Origin of the sequence: Shewanella sp. NKUCC05_KAH (assembly GCF_019345585.1) — a bacterium.
Taxonomy (GTDB): domain Bacteria; phylum Pseudomonadota; class Gammaproteobacteria; order Enterobacterales; family Shewanellaceae; genus Shewanella; species Shewanella oncorhynchi.
Genome location: NZ_JAHKQZ010000001.1, coordinates 251,693 through 273,277, shown reverse-complemented (window position 1 = coordinate 273,277; position 21,585 = coordinate 251,693). Strand labels below are relative to the sequence as shown.

At 45.6% G+C, this 21,585-nt stretch carries 12 protein-coding genes; 7 read left to right on the top strand and 5 right to left on the bottom strand.

Translation table 11 applies throughout. From position 1 onward, the window contains the following. Nucleotides 1-60: 60 nt before the first annotated feature. Nucleotides 61-903, top strand: coding sequence for an S-formylglutathione hydrolase (gene fghA, locus KO533_RS01175; protein ID WP_131524459.1), 843 nt, complete (start codon nucleotides 61-63; stop codon nucleotides 901-903). Nucleotides 904-1,021: 118 nt separating this feature from the next. Here fghA and KO533_RS01170 read toward each other — a convergent pair whose 3' ends face one another. Beyond that, nucleotides 1,022-2,398 (bottom strand): L-serine ammonia-lyase, encoded by a 1,377-nt coding sequence (locus KO533_RS01170; RefSeq protein ID WP_131524458.1) that lies wholly within the window; start codon nucleotides 2,396-2,398, stop codon nucleotides 1,022-1,024. 385 nt (nucleotides 2,399-2,783) lie between these two features. On the opposite strand from KO533_RS01170, the gene nagZ reads away from it, so the two are divergent. Further along, on the top strand, nucleotides 2,784-3,812 hold the full coding sequence (nagZ, locus tag KO533_RS01165; RefSeq protein WP_219252506.1) for a beta-N-acetylhexosaminidase: 1,029 nt from the start codon (nucleotides 2,784-2,786) through the stop codon (nucleotides 3,810-3,812). A 79-nt stretch (nucleotides 3,813-3,891) separates the two neighbouring features. Beyond that, nucleotides 3,892-4,431 (top strand): alpha/beta hydrolase YcfP, encoded by a 540-nt coding sequence (gene ycfP, locus KO533_RS01160; RefSeq protein ID WP_219234107.1) that lies wholly within the window; start codon nucleotides 3,892-3,894, stop codon nucleotides 4,429-4,431. Nucleotides 4,432-5,080: 649 nt separating this feature from the next. Here ycfP and KO533_RS01155 read toward each other — a convergent pair. Further along, complete coding sequence (locus KO533_RS01155) at nucleotides 5,081-9,664, bottom strand: hypothetical protein (RefSeq protein WP_219252504.1); 4,584 nt, start codon at nucleotides 9,662-9,664, stop codon at nucleotides 5,081-5,083. A gap of 450 nt (nucleotides 9,665-10,114) precedes the next feature. Between KO533_RS01155 and KO533_RS01150 the strand changes: the two genes are divergently transcribed. The 3 genes from KO533_RS01150 to KO533_RS01140 all read left to right on the top strand — a co-directional run bounded on the left by KO533_RS01150 (nucleotide 10,115) and on the right by KO533_RS01140 (nucleotide 14,937). Next, nucleotides 10,115-12,352 carry a hypothetical protein gene (locus KO533_RS01150; protein ID WP_219252503.1) on the top strand — a complete coding sequence of 746 codons (2,238 nt, stop codon included), beginning with the start codon at nucleotides 10,115-10,117 and terminating at the stop codon, nucleotides 12,350-12,352. A 10-nt stretch (nucleotides 12,353-12,362) separates the two neighbouring features. Continuing rightward, nucleotides 12,363-14,063 (top strand): hypothetical protein, encoded by a 1,701-nt coding sequence (locus tag KO533_RS01145; protein WP_219252502.1) that lies wholly within the window; start codon nucleotides 12,363-12,365, stop codon nucleotides 14,061-14,063. A 598-nt stretch (nucleotides 14,064-14,661) separates the two neighbouring features. Further along, the gene (locus KO533_RS01140) at nucleotides 14,662-14,937 is read left to right on the top strand and encodes an acylphosphatase (RefSeq protein WP_028759808.1); all 276 of its coding nucleotides are present in this window, start codon (nucleotides 14,662-14,664) and stop codon (nucleotides 14,935-14,937) included. Between the two features lie 48 nt (nucleotides 14,938-14,985). Here the strand turns inward: KO533_RS01140 and KO533_RS01135 are convergent, their stop codons facing one another. From KO533_RS01135 to KO533_RS01125, 3 genes are all read right to left on the bottom strand, one after another. Then, complete coding sequence (locus KO533_RS01135) at nucleotides 14,986-15,987, bottom strand: peptidoglycan binding protein CsiV (protein WP_219252501.1); 1,002 nt, start codon at nucleotides 15,985-15,987, stop codon at nucleotides 14,986-14,988. Further along, nucleotides 15,987-19,472 carry a transcription-repair coupling factor gene (mfd, locus tag KO533_RS01130; protein ID WP_219252499.1) on the bottom strand — a complete coding sequence of 1,162 codons (3,486 nt, stop codon included), beginning with the start codon at nucleotides 19,470-19,472 and terminating at the stop codon, nucleotides 15,987-15,989. Before mfd ends, KO533_RS01135 begins: the two co-directional genes overlap by 1 nt. A gap of 85 nt (nucleotides 19,473-19,557) precedes the next feature. Further along, nucleotides 19,558-20,199, bottom strand: a complete 642-nt coding sequence (locus KO533_RS01125; protein WP_212601065.1) for a hypothetical protein — start codon at nucleotides 20,197-20,199, stop codon at nucleotides 19,558-19,560. 94 nt (nucleotides 20,200-20,293) lie between these two features. Between KO533_RS01125 and KO533_RS01120 the strand changes: the two genes are divergently transcribed. Beyond that, nucleotides 20,294-21,526 carry a lipoprotein-releasing ABC transporter permease subunit gene (locus KO533_RS01120; protein ID WP_219252498.1) on the top strand — a complete coding sequence of 411 codons (1,233 nt, stop codon included), beginning with the start codon at nucleotides 20,294-20,296 and terminating at the stop codon, nucleotides 21,524-21,526. Nucleotides 21,527-21,585 lie beyond the last annotated feature (59 nt).

Genomic DNA, 21,585 nt, shown 5'->3' with positions numbered 1-21,585 from the left:
GACTAACGCTAAGACTAACGTTATAAATAGCGCTAAAAGATTGAGCTTAAAAGGACTTGTATGACCATAGAAAATATCAGTTGTAACAAGAGCTTCGGCGGTTGGCATAAGCAGTATCGCCATCAATCTCAGTCGTTAAACTGCGAGATGCGCTTTGCCATTTATCTGCCGCCTGAGGCGGTGAATAAACCTGTGCCTGTGCTGTATTGGCTTTCCGGTCTAACCTGTACCGATGAAAACTTTATGCAGAAGGCGGGTGCACAGCGCATGGCAGCGGTACTTGGGATGGCGATTGTCGCCCCTGATACCAGTCCTCGCGGTGACGATGTGCCCGATGCGGCAGATAAAGCTTACGATTTAGGCTTAGGCGCGGGGTTTTACCTCAATGCGACAAAAGCACCTTGGAATCGTCATTACAAAATGTACGATTACATAGTCCATGAGCTGCCTACCTTGATTGAAGCACATTTTCCTGTCACTACTCAGCGCGCCATATCCGGCCATTCGATGGGCGGTCATGGTGCTTTGGTGATTGGTCTGAGTAACCCACACAGATACAGTTCAATTTCGGCCTTTAGCCCGATTTCGAATCCAAGTAATGTACCTTGGGGTATTAAAGCCTTTAGTGAGTATTTAGGTGAAAATCGTGAACATTGGCGTCAGTATGATGCATGCGAGTTGCTTAAGCTCGCGATTAGCGAAGTGCCAGTACTGATTGACCAAGGTGAAGCTGACAGCTTTTTAGACACCCAATTGATGCCACAATCGCTGGTGGATATCGCCCATACCAAGGGTTATCCCTTGGATGTGCGGATGCAAGCGGGGTACGATCACAGCTACTACTTTATCGCGAGCTTTATTGAAGAGCACCTTAAGTTCCATAGCTTGTACTTTAAGCCTTAAATAGCCGATTCAGCAGTCACGCCGATGAGCTAAAACAAAAATGCCGCAACTCACTGAGTTGCGGCATTTTTTATGGTGCGATTTAAGCAATTAGCGAAAGTGAGTTAACACTCAGCACTTAGCACTCAACAATGTTGACCGCTAAACCACCTTTGGCGGTTTCTTTGTATTTACTGCGCATGTCTTTGCCTGTATCCATCATGGTTTTGATCACTTTATCCAGTGAAACCTTATGGTTACCGTCACCGCGTAGGGCCATACGAGAAGCGTTGATCGCTTTGATCGCGCCCATGGCATTACGTTCGATACAAGGCACTTGCACTAGGCCGCCCACAGGATCGCAGGTTAAACCTAAGTTATGTTCCATGCCGATTTCAGCCGCGTTTTCAACGTGCTCAACCGTACCGCCCATGATTTCAGTCAGTGCGCCAGCGGCCATAGAACAGGCCACGCCCACTTCACCTTGGCAACCGACTTCGGCGCCCGAAATTGAGGCATTTTTCTTGTACAAAATACCAATCGCAGCGGCAGTTAATAGATAACGGGCGCAGACATCGATATCCACTTCTTGTACGAAGGTATCGTAATAGCATAATACGGCAGGAATAATTCCCGCAGCACCGTTTGTTGGCGCAGTGACGACGCGATCACCGGCCGCATTTTGCTCGTTGACCGACAGTGCGAATAAATCGACCCAATCCATAGCGGTTAATGGATCGACATTGTTACGGCCTTCGGCTTTCAAACGACGGTACAGTGCAGGAGCACGACGACGCAGTTTTAGGCCGCCAGGTAAAATACCTTCCTTCTGATAACCGCGTTCGATACAGGTTTTCATCGTCTGCCAAATATTCCACAGCTTGGCTTTGACTTCATCTTCAGTGGCTAAACTCAGTTCGTTCGCCATCATTAAAGAAGAAATGCTGAGACCTTGCTCACCGCATAATTCCAGTAAGTGAGCCGCACTCACAAAATCAAAAGGAGCCGATTCAATTTGTGAGGCTGGCGATGCATTACGTTGGCTAATTTCATCTTCATCTAAAATAAAGCCGCCACCCACTGAGTAGTAAGTGCGATCAAAAATGCATTCTCCTTTACAGTAAGCGTACAAGGTCATGGCGTTAGCATGTGCAGGTAGCGTTTTGCGTCTGTGATAGGTAATGCCTTGCTCACGGGTAAACTTAACTACTTTGCCACAGTGCAGCGTTAAGGTTTCGTCCTTGGAGACGTGTTCTAAAATACCGTCGATACTGTCAGTGTCCACGGTTTCGGGATCTTCGCCCATTAAGCCTAAAATCACTGCTTTGCCCGTGCCGTGGCCTTTGCCTGTTTGGCCGAGGGAGCCAAAGAGTTCGGCTCTTAATTCATCAATCTGGGTCACGAGTCCTGAGTCAGTCAGGTTTTGCATAAAGATTTTGCCCGCTTTCATTGGGCCGACGGTATGTGAACTCGATGGACCTATGCCGATCTTGAACATGTCAAATACGCTAATCATGATAGAAGTCCTGTTGTGTCTTGTTTATTATTTTAGTCTGAGTGCATGGGATTGCTCGCTCTGCAGATTGAAGCACGCTAATCTTGCGCGTGTACTCTGGTCAGTGGCGGCGTTCTTTCATGCGAAATCTGCTTGTGTGATACTCTAACGCCAGTATCCCATAGATTAGTGTGACAATTCACATTAGTTTTTTTTATTCGTAATAGTTCGGATAAGCTGAACTTAATTGGGACTTTTTTACAGGCCATTTTATGGCCAAGAATACAGGCTTCGATAGCGCTACAAGGGTAGGTGGCTCGCTTTTTTTAGCTTTTTTGTGAGCGTGGACTACTTATGGCTTGAGTGGTTATTTTTTGAGTATTAATGAATATTTTTAGGGAGAAGTATGAGCTATTTAATGTTGGATTTACTGTCGTTGGACGTCAGTGAGGCTGAATCTGAGATGCTACGCCATCCACAGGTGGGTGGTTTAATCCTATTTTCCCGCAATTTTTCGAGCCGTGATCAGTTGATCCGTCTGGTACAACAGATACGCCAAATACGCCCAGAAATATTAATCGCTGTCGATCACGAGGGTGGCCGAGTACAACGCTTCCGTGATGGCTTTACCATTATTCCCGCCATGGGCGACATTTTACCCGCAGCAAAGGGCGATATGGTATTGGCCAAGCGTTGGGCCTGTGAGCTCGGTTTCTTGATGGCGATTGAATTACTGGCTTGCGATATCGACTTAAGTTTCGCGCCCGTGTTGGACTTAAACGGTGTAAGCCAAGTCATAGGTAAACGCAGCTTTAGCCCAGAGCCCGCCGAGGTCATTACACTGGCCGAAAGTTTTATTGCTGGCATGGCCGCAGCTGGCATGGGCGCCGTGGGTAAACATTTCCCCGGGCACGGCAGTGTAGTGGCGGATTCGCACTACGAGAAACCCATTGATGAACGTGATGCCGAGGCCATTTTTGCAAAGGATATCCTGCCGTTTAAAGAATTGATCGCAAAAGAAAAGTTATTAGGCGTGATGCCCGCGCACGTGGTTTACCCTAAAGTCGACCCTAACTCTGCTGGCTTCTCCGAATACTGGCTAAAACAAGTGCTACGTAAAGAACTTGGCTTTAACGGGGTGATTTTCTCTGACGATCTCGGCATGCAAGGCGCAGGATTTGCGGGCGATTACCGTGCAAGGGCCAGCGCCGCCTTAGCCGCAGGTTGCGACATGATTTTAGTGTGTAATGACAATGCGGGCGTAATGTCGCTACTCGATGGCTTTACTTGGCCTACGAGCGCGCCGCAGTATCCTGCGAGTTTACTTAAGCCTAATGCCGCGCAAACGGCAGCGGCGCTCGATAATACGGCTCGTTGGGAAAATGCCAAACAGCTTGCCGAGCAAATTTGTTTGGCCCAACAGGCGAAAGTTTGATGTAGCGCAAGGTGTGAGATCACTCTTTTGCTAGGGTTAGTTAATTCACTGTGATTAAAAATGATTAAAAGGCCTTGATATGATTTTCTATCTTCATGGATTTGATGCGACTAGCCCAGGTAATCACGAAAAAATGCGTCAGTTGCAATTTATTGACCCTGATGTGCGTTTGATCAGTTACAGCACCTTGCACCCTAAGCACGACATGCAACACTTGCTTAAGGAAGTCGCCAAGCAAATGCAGCATAGCGACGATCCCGCGCCGTTAATGGTTGGCGTAGGACTCGGCGCTTATTGGGCCGAGCGGATTGGATTTTTAAATGGTCTTAAATCTGTGCTGATTAACCCTAATTTGCACCCAGAAAATAATATGCAGGGCAAGATTGACCGCCCAGAAGAATATGCCGATATCGCCAATAAGTGTGTGTTGCAATTTCGCGAAAAGAATACCCACAAGGCCATGTGCATATTTTCTGTGAATGATGAGATGTTCGATAATCAGCAACTCGCCAGTGAATTAAGCGCCTATTATTCGATTGATTGGGATGACGTTCAACCCCACAAATTCCCCCAGCTCGCTGCCCATCTGCCCAAAATAAAAGCCTTTAAGTTGGCTTGATTTATATCGATTGAATAAAAGTATCACTCCTCTTTTTCTATTTAAGAGGGGAGTGGATTTATCTCATCGGCTATTCCGCCTTATGGTTTTGGCTTTCGTACTTCATGTGGCGGACGTATGACTGTGACTATTGGGGATAGATTAAGTAGGATTTTAGTGTTGGCTGATATCCCCGCATATAGGCTTGCCATGGTATTTACTCACCGACGCGCTGCTAGTCCATCCTTGGATGCTCGACCGCCCCGTCCATGGGGCGGACGGTCGTCTCGCCAATTACCATGGCTCACCTTTCGTGCATTCACGTAACCTGTAGATTTAAAAGACATACGCAACACACTTTGGGATATTTCCGTGTTACAAAGATCGGACAAAATTTGGTTTTCAGATAACTTCTAGTATCCCAATGACCTACAAATGCCTGCTCAAAATTACTGCACCAACACATTGGGCAGCTTCAAGTTTGAATTCAGCACTAAATGTTTTTCTGGTTGTCGGTCTCATATGTTCACCTAAGGTCATCTATGAGGCAATAATATCACCTCTATTTAGGTGGTCAAAATTAGTGTGCCACTTCATTTAGCCCCAAACTTATGTAAACGTGGTTCCGATTACGATTGCTATAAGATTATTTTGTGAACTAGCTTATGTCTCAATTTTTTGACTCTTCCTTATTGAACCATATACTGCCTACAGGTTTTCCATCTTCATATTTAAACAAGCCGCTATACGCCAAACGGCCAAAAAAATGACTTGCTCCAGAAGAAAACATTTCCTTCTCTCCGCCTATTAACCAGACAATCTCCATATCATTATCATCAAGCCATTTCTGTAATTTATCAGAACGCATTAATGCATATGAAGGGCCGTACTCTTCAAGGCTTGGATCAAAGAATACAAGTTGCCCCTTATGCTCCCAGCGTCCCCATTGACCAGAAGATCTAGACAAATCCATGTCCTTAATCAATTCCTTGGCTGGCATATGAAAGTAGAGTGAGCTATTAAGAGAATAGTCGTTACCGCTTTTTTCCCATTCATATTTAGAAAATGGGACAAAGTGTTCGACTGTAATTTGATCCCTAAAGACCTCTTCTGGTTCTCTCCACCCAGAAAGATGGTGATATATAGTATGCCAAGGATATTCCCCTAAAAATCCTTCGTGTTGTGTTGATGGTGCGCTGACAATATGAGGATCGCAAAGTATTTTTCCCTCAACTCCTTTGGCTAATGAATCATAATCACCTTTGCGGATGAAAATAGAGTTGATCCTGAACCAACCGTCAAGATAAGGAGCCTCGATATCATCATCTGTATACTTCCTGTTTTCGGACCAAAAGCCATGCAAAACTAGCCAATCAGAATTGTCAGCAGGCATTGTCCTTTGAAGTAACTCAGAGAATTCAGGTATAATCTCTTCATCCCACAAGAAGTTAGTTTTGGCTACCACGTCATTTTCATTTGGGAATGGGAAGTGATAAGGTTGCCACCAAGTACACTGTTTGTTGTGATAAGTTTTGTATTCTCCAGATTGTCTTGCCCAGTTAGTCGGATCAATATCGCGTTTGCTTATTTGCCAAGGCCCTTCATAAATATCATCATCTGGTACATCGCTATAACCTCTATTAATCCAATGGAAGTTATCAGAAAGTCTGGCCAAAAACTCATGGAAGGCCATCCATTGATATTTTTTCCCGACACGCTCCATTGCTCCACCACTGTGGCCGCCACTCCTTCCGTAAGAGCACATTCTTTCAAAATCAGCAAATAGTTCTTCAGTCCAACCAAATTCATGAGAGCGTTTGCAAACCCATCTTTGAGCCCATTTCCTGCTAAAGGGGGCTGGCCCATTATTTCTTATCCCAGAAAGCCAACGATAATACTCTTTCTGCTCGTCGCTGAGTTGTGCGCTTACCCTGCTATCAAAATTTTCTTGTTCTTTTCTTTGCTCTTCAAAGCTGCGTTTATAGTCTTCGGAATCATACTTAATTCTTCTAATAGCCTTTAATAACTCTTTTGGTGAAACTGAATTATCACTTACTGGCATTGGTTCTATTTTTGCCAAATATTCTTCTTTCAGATCGTCAGTTAATAGCTCGTGCGCAAATCGTTTCTTAATCTCATATCCATTCTCAATTTTTGGTAAGGCTATAGGTGTTGAAGACCAATTATGCACACAGCCCATGGTGTAGTTTCCAAAGTCACCAGGAAAGCCCATTAAAGAACTCTTTATTCTTGATGAAAATTCATCTCCTGCTATGCGCTCTATCTCTTTTGGTGATGGATTATCCAGTTGTGAGCTGCTTGTATAAGGTGGTCTGAATTGTTCCGGAGTAATTTCTGCCGAAAGCACTCCAATATGCAAGGCATACTCTAAAATTCCTCGGGCATAGTCTCTAAGAAGAATGTGCGAAGGTGGCTCACCATCTCTAAATATTAATTCAAATGTAGTACTCGCTATACCTCTAATAATATCTTCTTTATTGGTATTGCAAACGACACCATATGCTACGGCATAAAGCCTCTCGGTTAAGTATGTATCCTCTAGATGCGAGAAATCGTTTAATAAAATTTCAACAAGATTAGGGTAACTAGAAAGAATTCTTACTAGTGATTTCGTAGATCGATCTCTTATTCTTCTATTCGGGGTAGTCAAAAACCAAATAAGGGTAATAGCACAGAGCCTAATTCGCTCTTCTTCTACAGAATCTAATATGCCAGAGTGTGACCACTCAATAATAGTTCTAATGATAGACTCATATTCATCATCTTCTTCAGAGCTATCACCGTATGCTATGTGTATAGACCAAAAGTGGTCTCTCTCAGCAATAGCTTTTTTTGCAAGATTTCGATGAAGAAACTCAGCATTCCATGGATGATTGGGTTCCGTTGACAATTTCAATAAAATATCCATGGCTGGGTGACTATAGGAATAACCCTCTAGGTTATTTAAAAGCTCCAGCGTCCTTTCAGAAAAAGAGCTTGGGCTCCTCCATAAAATAGTATTCTGAAAAGTCTCATCTAATTGCCGTTTCCCGACTTCAACATCATCAGGAAGCAAATCTTCTAGTTCCCTATTAAAGCATTCAGCAACAATGATAGCCAAGGCTTCGAATATTCCAGAAAAACGATAGTAACCATTATTTTTCAGTAATTTCCCTATAGAACCTTCATCTGAAAAGGCTACTTTAATGTCATCTACCTTATTTACTAGTTCCTGTGCAATAAAATAATCACTAAATCGTTCATATGTAAATCTGATAATAAGATTTCCACGCTGATCTTCTTTATAAGAAACATCCTCAGATAGAATGCCCTCATCGATCAATATGTCGAAAAGACTATCTCCATGATTAGGGTTTGGATCATAATTATTGACCAATCTTCTAACATATTGCTTCAGAAGACCTTCAAGATTATTTGGTAACAGTTTTGAAGCGATATGTATAAGTGTGGACTTAACGATATTCTCATCCGGATTGAACTTTTTCCTTTTTGCTACAACCCTTTCAATACTTGAAACATAGAAGTCAAATAATGAGGTAATATAATTAAGCCCTTTTGGAAATGAGTTCTTTTTATTTTGCCTTAGAGCTCGGCAGCATGTTTTCAAGAAAAGTGGATTTGTAAATTCAGGCGCTAATATTGGTGCGCTTGGTTTGAATATGCCTTGCTGAGAAAGAAATTTCTCAGCAGCCCTATGTTCATGCCCCCTAAACCCATGATGCTCTATGCGAGGCAATAAGCTTTCGTCTGCACTATCGGGAAGAATGTAACTTAGATAAGTGCTGCGGCAACTAAACAGAACAGCAATATATGGAAATCTTGATAAATCTGACAAAAATCCTGTTATTTGGTTATGCCAGTCATCTCTATTATTTCCCTCATTTATAGCATCAATGATAATGAGTGCTCTCGCCCCCGATGCTTCACCGGCTGCATCTATAGCTCCTAAGACTTGGGAGCTTCTATAGTTTTGTAAGTCTAATGACTCCTTTAGAAAACCAGTTGGGTTCCCACCTTGATATTGAGCACCTAATAAAAACAATGTGGGTAAATTAATATTGATTCTATGTAAGCTCAGGTCACATAGGAGGTGTGACTTACCTATTCCAGCTTCCCCGTAAAGAAGCGCAGCTTTTGTCTGGGACGAGATCGCCTTTTTTTGCTTTATGAAAGATGCTAGATCATCTATTGCATTGTCTAATTTATACAGACTACTTCTAGAGTTATCCTTTCTTTCAGACCAATCGATTTTATCATGCACATCTTTATATACCTCGGCATATAGCTTAGATAGCTCTTCTAGCAAAGAGTTTATTTTTGATATTCGATTGTGAAAATCCTTGTCAGCAATCCCTTTGCCAAATTCATCCACAACATCATTAAGCTGATCAGCTAAGCTATTTATGCTTTCAATGTTTAATGAAACATCCCCTTTTTTATCTTCTGCTTTTAAGAAAGAAATAACATCTGAGCTAGCGTCTTTTAGCTCTGATCTTCTCTCTTTGAGAAGATCCCACCATGAGAAATTCAAACAAAGGCCATCAAAACTCTTTGCAATTGGCAATTCGACATGAAACTCAGGGGTATACCTATCTCCTAAGCTGTCTTGCGACCGTTTTGCGATACTTCTGAATACCTCTTTCCCGAGAAATGGTTCATTAAACCAATACAAAGCCCTACCTGAGTAAAGGGGGTCATCAAGCGTAAGAAAAGTGGTAATCTCATGCTTACCCCAGTATGAGAATTCAATTTTACGACCAACAGCTTTTGCTTGGCCCTCCCACTTTTTAATGTGCTCTAACCACTGATCCTCGACAGAAACTACTTGTTTTCCACCTTTTCCTTTCTTTCTGCTATCGGCTTTATCTAGAGGTAAGCAGACAATATAATGTGTTAACTTGGAGTGCTTTTCTAAGGCTGTAGTAAATGACTCATCTATTTGTTGCCAACGGGAAGAATTCATTCCATCTAAAAAATATTTAGCTTGCCAGCATATTTCCGAGTCATCTTCAAGAATCCAGTAACATTCAACACCTGCATCGCCTCCAGCGCCATCCTTCTTAACGAATCTCTTTCCATCACCTGGCTTTTGAAGATGGGCAATTTGGCAAATCAACTCTTCAAATCCTGAGTTTTTACTACCATCATGTGTTCTAATGCAAGAGAAGTTAATATCCATATAAGAAGTCTTAAATAACTGAATTAATACCAAATTAAGTACATACTCTATCATTAGAAAAAATAGGTCAATTAATAGCAAAGGAAATGTGTGCTAAATCTTAGGCTAGCCCACAATGGGGCAATCGCTTTTTAGATGAACGAACAGCGAGAGGGTTAGTGAGGATTGGCATTGTTGCACCAGTGACCGTTGGCGGCATGGATGCCGCCGTCGAGCCCTCAGGGACGAGTTTATGGCGTGTCACTGGGGAAGCAATGACAATTCAAGCCGCAAACTGACGACAAAATTATCTTGCTTTGGGGCAAATATCTTTTTAGCTAAACGAACAGCAGAAGTGTTAGTTAAGATTGGCATTGTTGTACCTGTGACTATCTAAAAAGGATGCTTTAGTCGCGCACTCAGGTGTCGCGCTGGACAGGCATAAATAGCCAAAGCATTTTATTTACTGGGTATGAAAGGGCATAATGCGGCGCTTACTATTTGTTTGAGATACAAGGAATAACCATGAAGTACTTGGTTAGCGTAGTTGCATGCTGTTTATTATCGGCCTGTTCTTTTGGGGATGCTGATGTTGAGTTTACGCCTGAAAAAGGGGAAGAGCGCTCGTATCAGCTGTATAGCACCACTAACATCACTGTAGACAATGGTCAGCGTACCGAAACGGTTAACGCCACGTCACATCAATTGCTGCGTTATAAGGTCCTCGAAACAGGCAAAAACAGTCGGTTTCAAGTGCATGTCGATTATATGAACATGCGCGATGGTCAAGGGAGTGGCGTCAGTAGTGGCCAGCGGGCCGATCGTAATCCCGAAATGCACGCTATTTTCTCGCAGGGATTTGAATTTTCTTTAAATCTAGACGATGGCAGCGTTAAAGAATTCAGTGCATTGAACAAACCTGTATGGCAGGCCCTGCTGGCTGAACGCGGCGCAGAGCTTGAGCAGGAACTGAAAAAGCTCTTTAGCTCATCGGCCTTTCTTAGCACCATACCCGCCAAAGCGGGGGCGGTTGTCGCGCTTCCTGCCTATCAAGGCCACGCGAATGCAAAACTTACCGTCTTGCAAGTCACTGATACGCATGTGTTAGCCAAAGTTGAAAGTGGCGGCGAGCAAGCCAAAATATACGGTCAGCTGATGTTAGAACGTGAGCGGGGGTGGTTAGCGCAGTTAGCCTTAGTGGCAGAAGCGCCGTTTGAGCGCTACGGCTATAAGGGCACAGTGCGCAGCAACGTTATTATGTTGCCGCAGGAGCGCCAGTTGGGCGATCTGACACAGTATTTAGGTTTTTATGATTTCCCAGTATTTGAGTATCAAAAACAACCTGACGTTGTGTTGGATAATGTCAATAAGACCTTAACCCAAGATGCTGTATTTGCCTATGATGCGGGCTACTTTTACCAGCAAGATGATTTATTAAAGCTGACTTATCAGTATGACTTTTCAGGTTTTAAACCCGAAGGCGGGTTTAGCTTAACCGATATCACAGCACACAGTGCGGATGGCACAGTACTGCCGCTGCAATTGAGCAAGGTAGGCAGTTACAGCTATCCAGAACAGGATGGTTTCCATCAGTCTGAGCAGCAGAATTTGCTTATCGGTTGGAATGCGCCGAATGACCTCTTAGCTCAGGTTGCTGAGTTTCGCGCGACTGCCCATTATCGCAGCGCGAAATTGGTTAAATTTAACCTGACCCCCGATCCCAGCAAAACGGTGGCCTTGCAGTATGAAGATATACAGCTGGAACTCTCGCCAATCCCAGATAAACCATTCAGTTATTTGCTGAAATCGCGAGGCAGCACTGACAAATCTTGGTTATACCGGCGCTTTGACGGTGCCGAAGGCGCTATGGTGAAATATCTTTCACCGCCGCCCACTGGGCCGGATTGGTTAACCCCGGCAGAGCAAAATATGCTGGCGTTGGCCTCATCGACACAATATGAATCGATCACACAGTTTACCTTTCCCGCAGCGCCGCCCACGCTGACACTCTATGTGAATACTGTGGTTGACAGTGGTGAACTGACTAAGAACATTCGTTTTATTCCGACTCAAGATTACGCGCAAAATGTCGCCTATCCGCCGGCGCAGCAACAACTGCTTTATAGTGATGATATGTATGCGTCCTATGTTAATCAGCCGCAAGTTACTGCACCTGAAGACCCCGCCTTACTTGAGCCGCAAGTCGTGGCCAAATACGGCGTCAGTTTGCTGTTAACTTCCGAGCAGGCAGCGGTGTGCACGCTCAGTGTTGTCGATGCACCTAAGGTCAACGGGCACACACTGCAATGGACAAACACAAGCACTAACAACACGGGTTTTGGTGGAGGGCTGGATAAGTTTGTGCTGTACCAACTGACTAGCGCCGATGGGATCCGCCGCAATTTTTACGACATCAATGTCAGCAGCACTTTGGCCTGTACCGGTACGCCCAAATGGCAAGCGCTAGCGTATCAACCCGAGCAAAGCTGGTTGATTGATATCACTCAGTTGCCGAATGTTGATACCCATCAAACCGTGGCCGACTTTATGCGGCGCTATCGTTTTTTAAATGCGCAAAATTTACAGCTAGCTCCTGCTATTCAAGGTGACAGTAGTGATTTTTATCAGCGTCCGTTGCAGCAAGTATTACGTGAGGAACGCTGGTTTGTACTGGCGGGGCGCGCAGCACAGATAGAGCAGCTGACGATAAGCGGCGAACCGGTCAATAAACAGTGGGTTAATACATTCCCTGCGTTACCTTAAGGAGCAGAATATGAGAGTCTTATTACTATTATCTGCGCTACTTATGTCGTTTAATCTGTCGGCTGAGCGAATTTTACTCGACGAACTATGGCGGCTTAGCGATGTGCCTGGTGAAGCCATTTATTATCAGGAGCAAGCACCAACAGAGAAAGATGGCGTGTGGCCGCTACAACTCTTTTATCTGGAGACGGATAAACCCGTTTTTAAGGGCAGCGTCAACAGTCCCAATTTAGCCGAGAGTTTTATCGTTGGTGATTTCGAGTTTTTCTACCCCGATGGTCAACTGTCTCGCAAGGGCAGTAGCGATGCACAAGGGCGTTATCAAGGCACGCATCTGCATTATTGGGAAGACGGAGCGCTCTCGGGAGAGTACCACTACCAGCATGGCCAGTTGCATGGAGATCAGAAAAGTTACCATACCAATGGTCAATTGAGGGAGCTTCAGCATCGTGTGAATGGGGCTGAATTAGGATTATCGCAAAGTTATTTTAACAATGGCCAGTTGCAAACACGCGTAACCTACGGCGCTAACGGTATGGAAGGGCTATATGAAAGCTTTCATAACAATGGTCAGCCGGAGCAAACCGTTAATATGGTGGCGGGAAAAAGAGAAGGTGAGCGACTGTATTGGACAAAAGAAGGCTGGTTATACACTAAAGAGTTTTATCTTAAGGGGAAAATACACGGCGAAGTGTTGATTTACCGAGCTGCCGATGTGCTGCAAGAGATTAAACACTATGAGCATGATAAGCAGGTGGGAAACCAGCAGCGTTTTGATGAACAAGGGCGGTTAGCAGAGCTGCAAAAGTATGATAAGGATGGTCGTGAAATTCAACATATTACCTATGATAATGCCGGTAACGTTGCGACCCAAACCGACACGCAATACCTCGCTAAAGGTCAGACCAGCACTGAACAGCGCTTCGATTCTGCGGGAAAGTTAACTTATCAATATCAGCAAGATACTACAAAAGACTGGAGCTTACGTCAGCGTTTTGATGCAGCAGGTGAGCTGATTGAACGTGATGAACAACTCAAGGGGCGATACGATGGCTTGTATATCGGTGCTGGCTGGAACGGTTATATCAGGCGGATAAACTACCGCAAAGGTCAAATGCACGGTGCATATCGAGAAGATAAGGCCGAGGACGGCGGTTTTGTCAGCGGCCAATATCACTTAGGGTTAAAGTCCGGCAAGTGGGTCACAAAAAACGCGGATACGACGCGCAATGAGCAGTTTAACCAACAAGGTGAGCTGAGTGGTGAACAAACAGAAATCGCAGCCGATGGCACGATAATGCGCCGAGAGTTTTATAAAAACGCTAAGTTACATGGCGCGTATTTACTGCGTGGCTTTGATAAACAACTGCAAGCCCAAGGTCAGTATGTTAACGGTCAGCGCGAAGGCCAATGGCTGCTGCAAGATGAAAGCAGCTACAGCATGGTTAAGCTCTGGCATGGCAACTATAAAGCAGGACACGAAGTGGGTCACTGGCAAGCCTTTTCCGCCAATGGCCATTTATTAGGGCAGGCCCAGTATGATGATCAAGGTCAATTGCAAGGCAAAGGCTATAGTTTTAACGAAGATGGCAGCCTGCTGCAAAGTGATGAGTATCTTGATAATCAACTGCACGGCAGGTCGGTGTACTACTTTAATGGTGAACCCTCATCCGAGTATCGCTATCAAAATGGTCTGATGATCAGCGAGTAGCACTTCATCACCTAACCACACCATCAAGCAAAAGCCGGCTAATTGGCCGGTTTTTTGCTTTTTTTGCATCTAGTTTGCTGCCTTGCTTTATCGTCAGGCATACGCGCCTCTTGTCATTAGAGGGCTCACTTCTCAACCCCTCGTTTCGTGTTTACTAACTTGCCAGAACAAACACAATCTCAGCGTTAAACGTCAATACGCCTTTATACTTCTTCGGCTATCACAGGGGATGTTTTTAAACATGAACAATGCAGATGGGTGTACGAGCTGATTTTCAGCTAAAAGCATTATATTCATTCGGGATGGATAGTTTTACTTTTCAAACTCTTGAAAATAATTATTTATTGTGTAAAGTAGCGACCCTTGCTATTTTGTAACAAAATGATACAGAATTGCTGTTTTATTTGTCCATTTATTGGATATCCCTTTGCGTATGTCGCCCGACACAGCTAGCAGCAGTCTTGTTAGCTGTTTTTTTTGCCTAAATTTAAATATTGTTTGTTTTTTGCTCTACAAATCCATAGGTTAACACTTAGCCTTTGGATAATTGCGGCTATGCTTATTTCTATAACAAGGTTCCGTGAAAAAGGAGCGTGAGATGAAGCGAGTATTAATTAATTTGACGGGAAAAGTGCAAGGTGTTGGTTGCCGTCATGCGACCTTGACTAAGGCCAGAGCCCTTGGTGTGACAGGATATGTAACCAATTGCCGCGATGGCAGTGTTGAAGTACTCGCCCAAGGCAGTGACATTGCCGTTAATGCTTTAATTGCTTGGTGCGAAGTAGGAGTGCCCTGCACTGAGGGATTAACCGTAACGGTAGGAGAAGACGAGGCTGATGATATCTACCTCGATTTCTCCATCGTTCAGTCTTAATTTAAACGTACCGTGTTAACTTAAGAATTGTGCGGGTTGTGCGTTTGTTCAGTATTGGCCAACAGTCTGTATTGATTCGGCATTCTGATTATTTTGCATTGCACTGGGTTGCGCCATCTTGCGGATTTGGATCACCATGCCCATTTCGGGATGATCTAAATAATGGATTTCTTCACTCTTCACGCGGCGGTTTTGCTCCAAAGGCACAGACATTAAAAATGGTGTCATGACTTTGGGCGCCGTGAGTGTTGCGCTGGTATCGGTCGCATCACTGGGTACGGCTGGCATTAATTTTCTGCCTTCTTTGCGCAAGTGCAATGCGGTTTCAATATACAAATAATGGCTTAAATAGATATTCAGCGTGCCATCTAATTCCCATACCGGTGATACAGCAGGTGCAAGCATTGGCGTGCCATCGGCATTAGTCATAGGCTCTGCTTGAGCTTGCTTAATGATTTTTCTGCCATCGAAGTGATAAGTACCTGAGAAATCTTTACCCGCAAATAAGCGTATGGGTACTGAGCCACTCTTACCACGCATAGGTTGTTGCCAAGCCATGTGCAGTAAACTGCGCGTACCACGTTCGCGGGAAATACTATTGATAATGCTCGCGAACTGACTTTGGCTGCGGGTTAACAATACTGGGTTGCCATTGGCTGTAGGATAACTGATCTGTGCGCTGCTGATTTCTGATGGGATCACCGGCGGGTAACGATATTCCACACTCGCAGGCGCGGCAGGCATAGGTTCTGACGTCGAGGTACCGTTTAAGGTTTCAGCGCAGTGGCTATTTGCATCGGCATCAAATACCAGTGTGCAAGGCGCAGATGCGCTGGGTATCGGCGTGATTGCTTGCGCGATAGCGGGGGAGATTAAGTCTATTGCGTTATCGGTTTTCGTCTTGTTCGGCGCATCAGGCCATTGTTCACTTGACTGACTTTGGCGTTCAAACACATAGACTTCAACCTCGAACCAAGCTTCTGCTTGGACGACCTGACTGTGTGATAGTGCAATGAGTGTAGCGATAGAGACCGCGAGTTTACGTAACACTATTTATCTCCAAGACGATGTTGCGATAATTGTTCTAGCAAGAGTTTCACTAAAGCGAGCCTGTCTTTACTGGCTTCGGCTGCAAGGCTGAACTTTAACTTATTCGGTCCTTCCATTCGATAGATTTGTGGCTGGCTTTGGAGTAATCCAATAATAAACACAGGATCTATGACATGATCATCACTAAATTCGATGCTGCCACCTTTACTGTGCACTTCTATTTTAGTCGCACCTAAGCGAGTCGCCTCATGTTTATAGAGGGTCATTTCCATTAAGTTACGCGTCGGTTCAGGTAATAAGCCAAAACGGTCGATCAATTCGACTTTTAACTCATCCAGCGCCGCCTGTGTTTCGCACCCTGCGATGCGTTTATAGAGCGACAGACGAATATTTACGTCGCTCACATAGGCTTCAGGCAGCAGGGCGGGGATACGCAGTTCAATTTCGCATTGCTGATTGAGCATTTGCGCCAGTGACGGTTCTTTGCCTTGTTTTAGGGCTTTTACTGCCGCTTCGAGCATTTCCATGTACAAGCTAAAACCAATTTTCGAAATATGGCCACTCTGTTCATCGCCCAAAAGTTCACCTGCGCCGCGGATCTCTAAATCTTGGGTCGCCAGCATAAAGCCCGCACCGAGATCTTCAAGAGCATCAATAGCTTCTAAACGTTTGCGCGCATCTGGGGTCATACGTTTGGGATGCGGCGTCATCAAATAAGCGTAGGCCTGATGGTGCGAACGCCCGACGCGGCCACGCAATTGGTGTAACTGCGCCAGACCAAAGGTGTCGGCGCGCTCAATAATAATGGTGTTGGCACTTGGGACGTCGATACCGGTTTCAATAATAGTGGTACAGACTAACACGTTGAATCTTTGATGGTAAAAGTCTGACATTACCCGTTCTAGATCGCGCTCACGCATTTGACCGTGGGCAACGACGACTCGCGCTTCAGGCAATAAATCGATAATGCCTTGGGCACATTTCTCAATACTTTCAACATTATTGTGCAGGTAATACACTTGGCCGCCACGGAGAATTTCCCGCAGAATAGCCTCGCGCACAGTCGCGGGATCCGATTCCCGCACAAAGGTTTTCACTGCTAAACGTTTGGCGGGCGGGGTGGCGATAATTGATAAATCGCGCATGCCCGACATGGCCATGTTTAAGGTGCGCGGAATAGGCGTTGCGGTCAGGGTTAAGATATCCACGTTGGCGCGCAGCGCTTTGATTTTCTCTTTCTGACGCACACCGAATCTGTGTTCTTCGTCGATAATCAACAGGCCTAAGTTTTCAAACTTAGCCTCAGATTGCAGTAACTTGTGGGTACCGATAACGATATCGACTTTGCCTTCTTCCAATTGCTGCAGCACTTGAGTCTGCTCTTTGGCGGTACGAAAGCGTGACATCACTTCAGTGACCACGGGCCAGTCGGCAAATCTGTCTTTAAAGTTTTCATAGTGTTGCTGGGCAAGCAGTGTGGTCGGAACTAGCACGACCACTTGTTTGCCAGCGTTGACGGCCACAAAGGCGGCGCGCATGGCGACTTCGGTTTTACCAAAGCCCACATCGCCACAGACTAATCTGTCCATTGCGGTCGGCGATTGCATATCGGCTAACACGGCGATGATGGCGCTTTCTTGATCGACGGTTTCTTCGAAGGGGAAGCCGCGGGCGAATTGAGCGTATTCTTCTTCGTCAATTGCGCAGCTTTCGCCAGGACGCGCTTGGCGACGGGCATAGACATCGAGCAGCTCGGCCGCGACGTCGCGGATTTTTTCAATCGCCTTTTTCTTGGCTTTAGCCCACGTCTCGTTGCCGAGTTTATTTAAGTGGGCGTCTTCATCGGCGCCAACACTGTAACGGCTGATGAGATGCAATGAAGACACTGGCACATACAGTTTGTCACCGCCAGCGTATTCTAATTGCAAGTATTCGGCGACCAGTCCACCCGTATCTAGGGTGACTAAGCCCCGATAAAGTGCAACGCCGTGTTCTAAATGCACTATGGGCTGGCCAACTTTGAGTTCGGCCAAGTTTTTAATCAGGGCATCATTACTGATCTGACGCTGTTTTTCACGGCGACGTTGCTGGGAAATACGATGGCCGAAGAGTTCAGTCTCACAAATGATACTGATACTTTCTTTGGCGCTGATCTGCAGCAAACAACCGCGTGACAGCGGCGACACGATAAGGCCTAACTTGGCATCACTTTGAATAAATTCATCAAAATGGTTAAACAGCGCAGGTTTTAACTGAATTTTAGCGAGCAATTCAAGCAGCGCTTCGCGGCGACCCTCGGACTCAGCGCTAAACAACATGCGTTTGGCGCTGCTGGCATAATCTTGCAGCGCTAGCAGCGGTTGCTTTAATTTATGATTGGCGCTGATGTCGGGCAGGGTACTGGCGGCAATAACAACCGCTTTCGTTGTTTCAGTGCCATCTGCTGGCACTTGCATTTGATAACGTGGCAGCGGTTTAAAGGCGGCAAATAACTCTTCTATGAGTAAATACAGTTCTTTAGGCGCCAGTAATGGCCGCAGCGGATCGACGCGTCTGTCTTGATAGCGATGCTCGACTTCTTGTAGATGGGCGCGCGCCGACTTTTCGATATCGCCTAAGGTGACGAGTTGAGTGTCCTTGGGCAAGTAATCGAATAGGGTGGCTGTGTCATCAAAAAATAGCGGCAGGTAGTTTTCGATCCCCGCCGGCATCAAGTTACGGCTCACTAGCTGATAAACCGATTCCGGCTCTTTGACTATGACCTCGAAACGGCGGCGGTATCTTTGCCTAAAACCTTCGATGGCCGAACTGTCGGTTGGGAATTCCTTCGCGGGCAATAGGCGAATTGAGTCGACAGGTTGCAATGAGCGTTGGGTTTCTGGATCAAAATGGCGAATGGTTTCCACTTCTTCATCGAATAGCTCGATGCGCAGTGGCATATTCATCCCCGTTGGGAAGATATCCAGAATCGAACCGCGAATGGCAAACTCGCCATGTTCATATACTTGCTCCACCGAATGGTAGCCAGTGTCGGTTAAATGCTGGCGTACATCGTGTAACTTGTAGCTATCCCCCTTTTTGAGCACAAACACGTTTGCGCTTAAATAGGCCTTAGGTGGCAGGCGTATCATCAAGGTGGTGACGGGCACGATAACGATATTTTGCTCAATCTGAGACAGCTGCGATAGCGTTTCGAGTCGCTGGGAAATTAAATCCTGATGGGGCGAAAAACTGTCGTAGGGCAAGGTTTCGCGGTCAGGGAATAATCTGACCTTAATGCCTGTTTTACTGAGCAAATAACTCAGCTCTAACTCTAAGCTTAAGGCGCTTGGCGTGTCACTGGTGACGACTAAGGTCGTTCCCTTATGTTGACGCGCTAAATTGGCGAGTGTAACGGCTTGGCAAACGCCGCCCACGGTGGACAGAGTCTGAATTTGTGTGCCATTTTTGACGGCTGGCGGCGTTAGGGCTGATATGTGAGTCATTGGCGTGCGATAAACTGATTCATTCACAAAGAGTTGCAGACATTGTAGAGACTTGATGGCGTAGGTGCCAGAGAAAAGTCAGCGGCTATTGACGCTCGTCTCTGGCGAGTTTGCGTAACTTGAGTTGTTTCTGTTGCACATTGAGGCTAGCTTTGACTAATTGCTCCACGTCAGATTCAAGAATTTGACTGAATTCAAAGTCGGTTTGCCATTGTAGATGTTCAGGTTGAGTATGTTGTTCTGTTCTGTCATTACGACTCATATCGCCTTCGGCTTGTGCTATTTTTTGTGCTTGAGTGGCGATGACTTTGCCAAAACAGAGAATGGCAACTAATTCGTCGTGAATAAACAGAGTAATTTTATAGTGGGAGCCAATGTCTAAGGCTGTTGGGGTGAGTAATCTCAGGCCACTGCCACCAAATTGGTTACCAAAGCATTTTTCGCCCTCTTGGGTTTCTTTTTCTAATACATGTTGCAGCACTAAATCTACTTTGCGGGATTGCAGCTTTAAAAAATCCACGACAACTTTTGCCTCGTTATCTAAATGGCGCAGCTGTAGCAAGCAGTTAGCTTCGAGTGTTTTGACTTCGCTGAGCAGTTGAATGCCTAATGATTGCATTGATCTCAGTGCCATTTCGGAGGGTAATGGCTGGGAACTCGGCCATTGGCTTAGGTAGGCGGTAAAGTGGTGAGGCACACTAAAATACGGATTGGTGTCAGTGAACAAGGCTTGCCTCTTTATTTATAGGACCAATACCCCTATTATCGTGCCCATCTTCATGATTTAGCAAGTTCAGCACACAGGACGCAACCCTCTTTCAATGAATCCAGGATTCCCTTTCTATATTGGTTACCGTTATTGGCGGGCCAAAAAAGCGAACGCGTTCGCGTCGTTCATTACCTTATTTGCCGTGTCGGGCATTTTTTTAGGCGTTGCAGCCCTGATCGTTGTCAGCTCAGTGATGAATGGCCTTGAAGGCCAACTTAAGCAACGTATCTTAGGTGCAGTACCGCAATTAACTATTTATAGCGAAGCGCCGTTAGTCGATTGGACTGAGCAGGCGAGTGCGCTTAAAGCCTTACCGGGTGTGTTAGGCGTTACACCGAGCGTGTCGACGCAGGCCATGGTGCAATCTGCGTCGAATATTCGCGCTGTGCAGGTTTATGGGGTGTTTCCCGAATTAGCGCAAAAGTTATCCTCCGTTGCGCAGCACACTTACTCAGGTGCATTTGAACAGTTGGCGAGTGGCGACTTCAAGGTGATTTTAGGATCTGAGCTCGCACGGCAACTCAAAGTCGCTCCCGGTGATACGGTACGATTATTGAGTGGCGATGGTGTGGTGTACTCCCCATTAGGCCCAGTGCCGAGTCAACGTAAGTTCTTGGTATCTGGCATTTTTGAAATGGGCTCTCAGGTTGATGCTGGCGTTGCATATATCCATTATCAAGATGCAAAGCGTTTGATGCGCCAACCGAGTGAGGCTATTGATCAGCTTAGACTCTATTTAACCGATCCCTTTAGCGCGCCCGCTTTAGCGTCTAAAGTGCAGGATGTTCTCGCTAAACAAGATATTAAGGTAACAACCAGCGATTGGCGTGATACCTATGGTCACTTGTTTGGTGCGGTAAAAATGGAAAAGAACATGATGTCACTGATGCTGAGCCTGATTGTGGCCGTGGCCGCATTCAATATCGTCTCGGCGCTGGTGATGATGGTGGTCGATAAAACCACGGATGTGGCAGTGCTAAAAACCCAAGGCGTAACCACGCCCGCCGTGATGGGCATTTTTGTGGTGCAGGGTTCGCTCAATGCAGTACTTGGTTTAGTGCTTGGGCTCGCGGTAGGTATACTTATCACTTTGAATCTGAATGGCATTATGACGACATTAGGCATTTCGATTTTAGGTGCGGGACAGAGTTTACCAGTAAAACTGGAGTTGATGCAGTTGTCAGTGATCGTGATAGGCACACTATTGGTCACCTTGTTGGCGACCTTATATCCCGCGCTGCGTGCGGCCAGTGTGCAACCCGCAACTGCGCTGAGATACGAGTAAACCCGTGAGCTTTTATGAATAGTCGTCACCCATGGGCATTCATCCGTGAGTGATGGTTT

Excerpts from the sequence above, each read along its gene's own strand:
- fghA (WP_131524459.1), top strand. The coding sequence starts at position 61 with ATGACCATAGAAAATATCAGTTGTAACAAGAGCTTCGGCGGTTGGCAT.
- KO533_RS01170 (WP_131524458.1), bottom strand. The coding sequence starts at position 2,398 with ATGATTAGCGTATTTGACATGTTCAAGATCGGCATAGGTCCATCGAGT.
- nagZ (WP_219252506.1), top strand. The coding sequence starts at position 2,784 with ATGAGCTATTTAATGTTGGATTTACTGTCGTTGGACGTCAGTGAGGCT.
- ycfP (WP_219234107.1), top strand. The coding sequence starts at position 3,892 with ATGATTTTCTATCTTCATGGATTTGATGCGACTAGCCCAGGTAATCAC.
- KO533_RS01155 (WP_219252504.1), bottom strand. The coding sequence starts at position 9,664 with ATGATAGAGTATGTACTTAATTTGGTATTAATTCAGTTATTTAAGACT.
- KO533_RS01150 (WP_219252503.1), top strand. The coding sequence starts at position 10,115 with ATGAAGTACTTGGTTAGCGTAGTTGCATGCTGTTTATTATCGGCCTGT.
- KO533_RS01145 (WP_219252502.1), top strand. The coding sequence starts at position 12,363 with ATGAGAGTCTTATTACTATTATCTGCGCTACTTATGTCGTTTAATCTG.
- KO533_RS01140 (WP_028759808.1), top strand. The coding sequence starts at position 14,662 with ATGAAGCGAGTATTAATTAATTTGACGGGAAAAGTGCAAGGTGTTGGT.
- mfd (WP_219252499.1), bottom strand. The coding sequence starts at position 19,472 with ATGACTCACATATCAGCCCTAACGCCGCCAGCCGTCAAAAATGGCACA.
- KO533_RS01120 (WP_219252498.1), top strand. The coding sequence starts at position 20,294 with ATGAATCCAGGATTCCCTTTCTATATTGGTTACCGTTATTGGCGGGCC.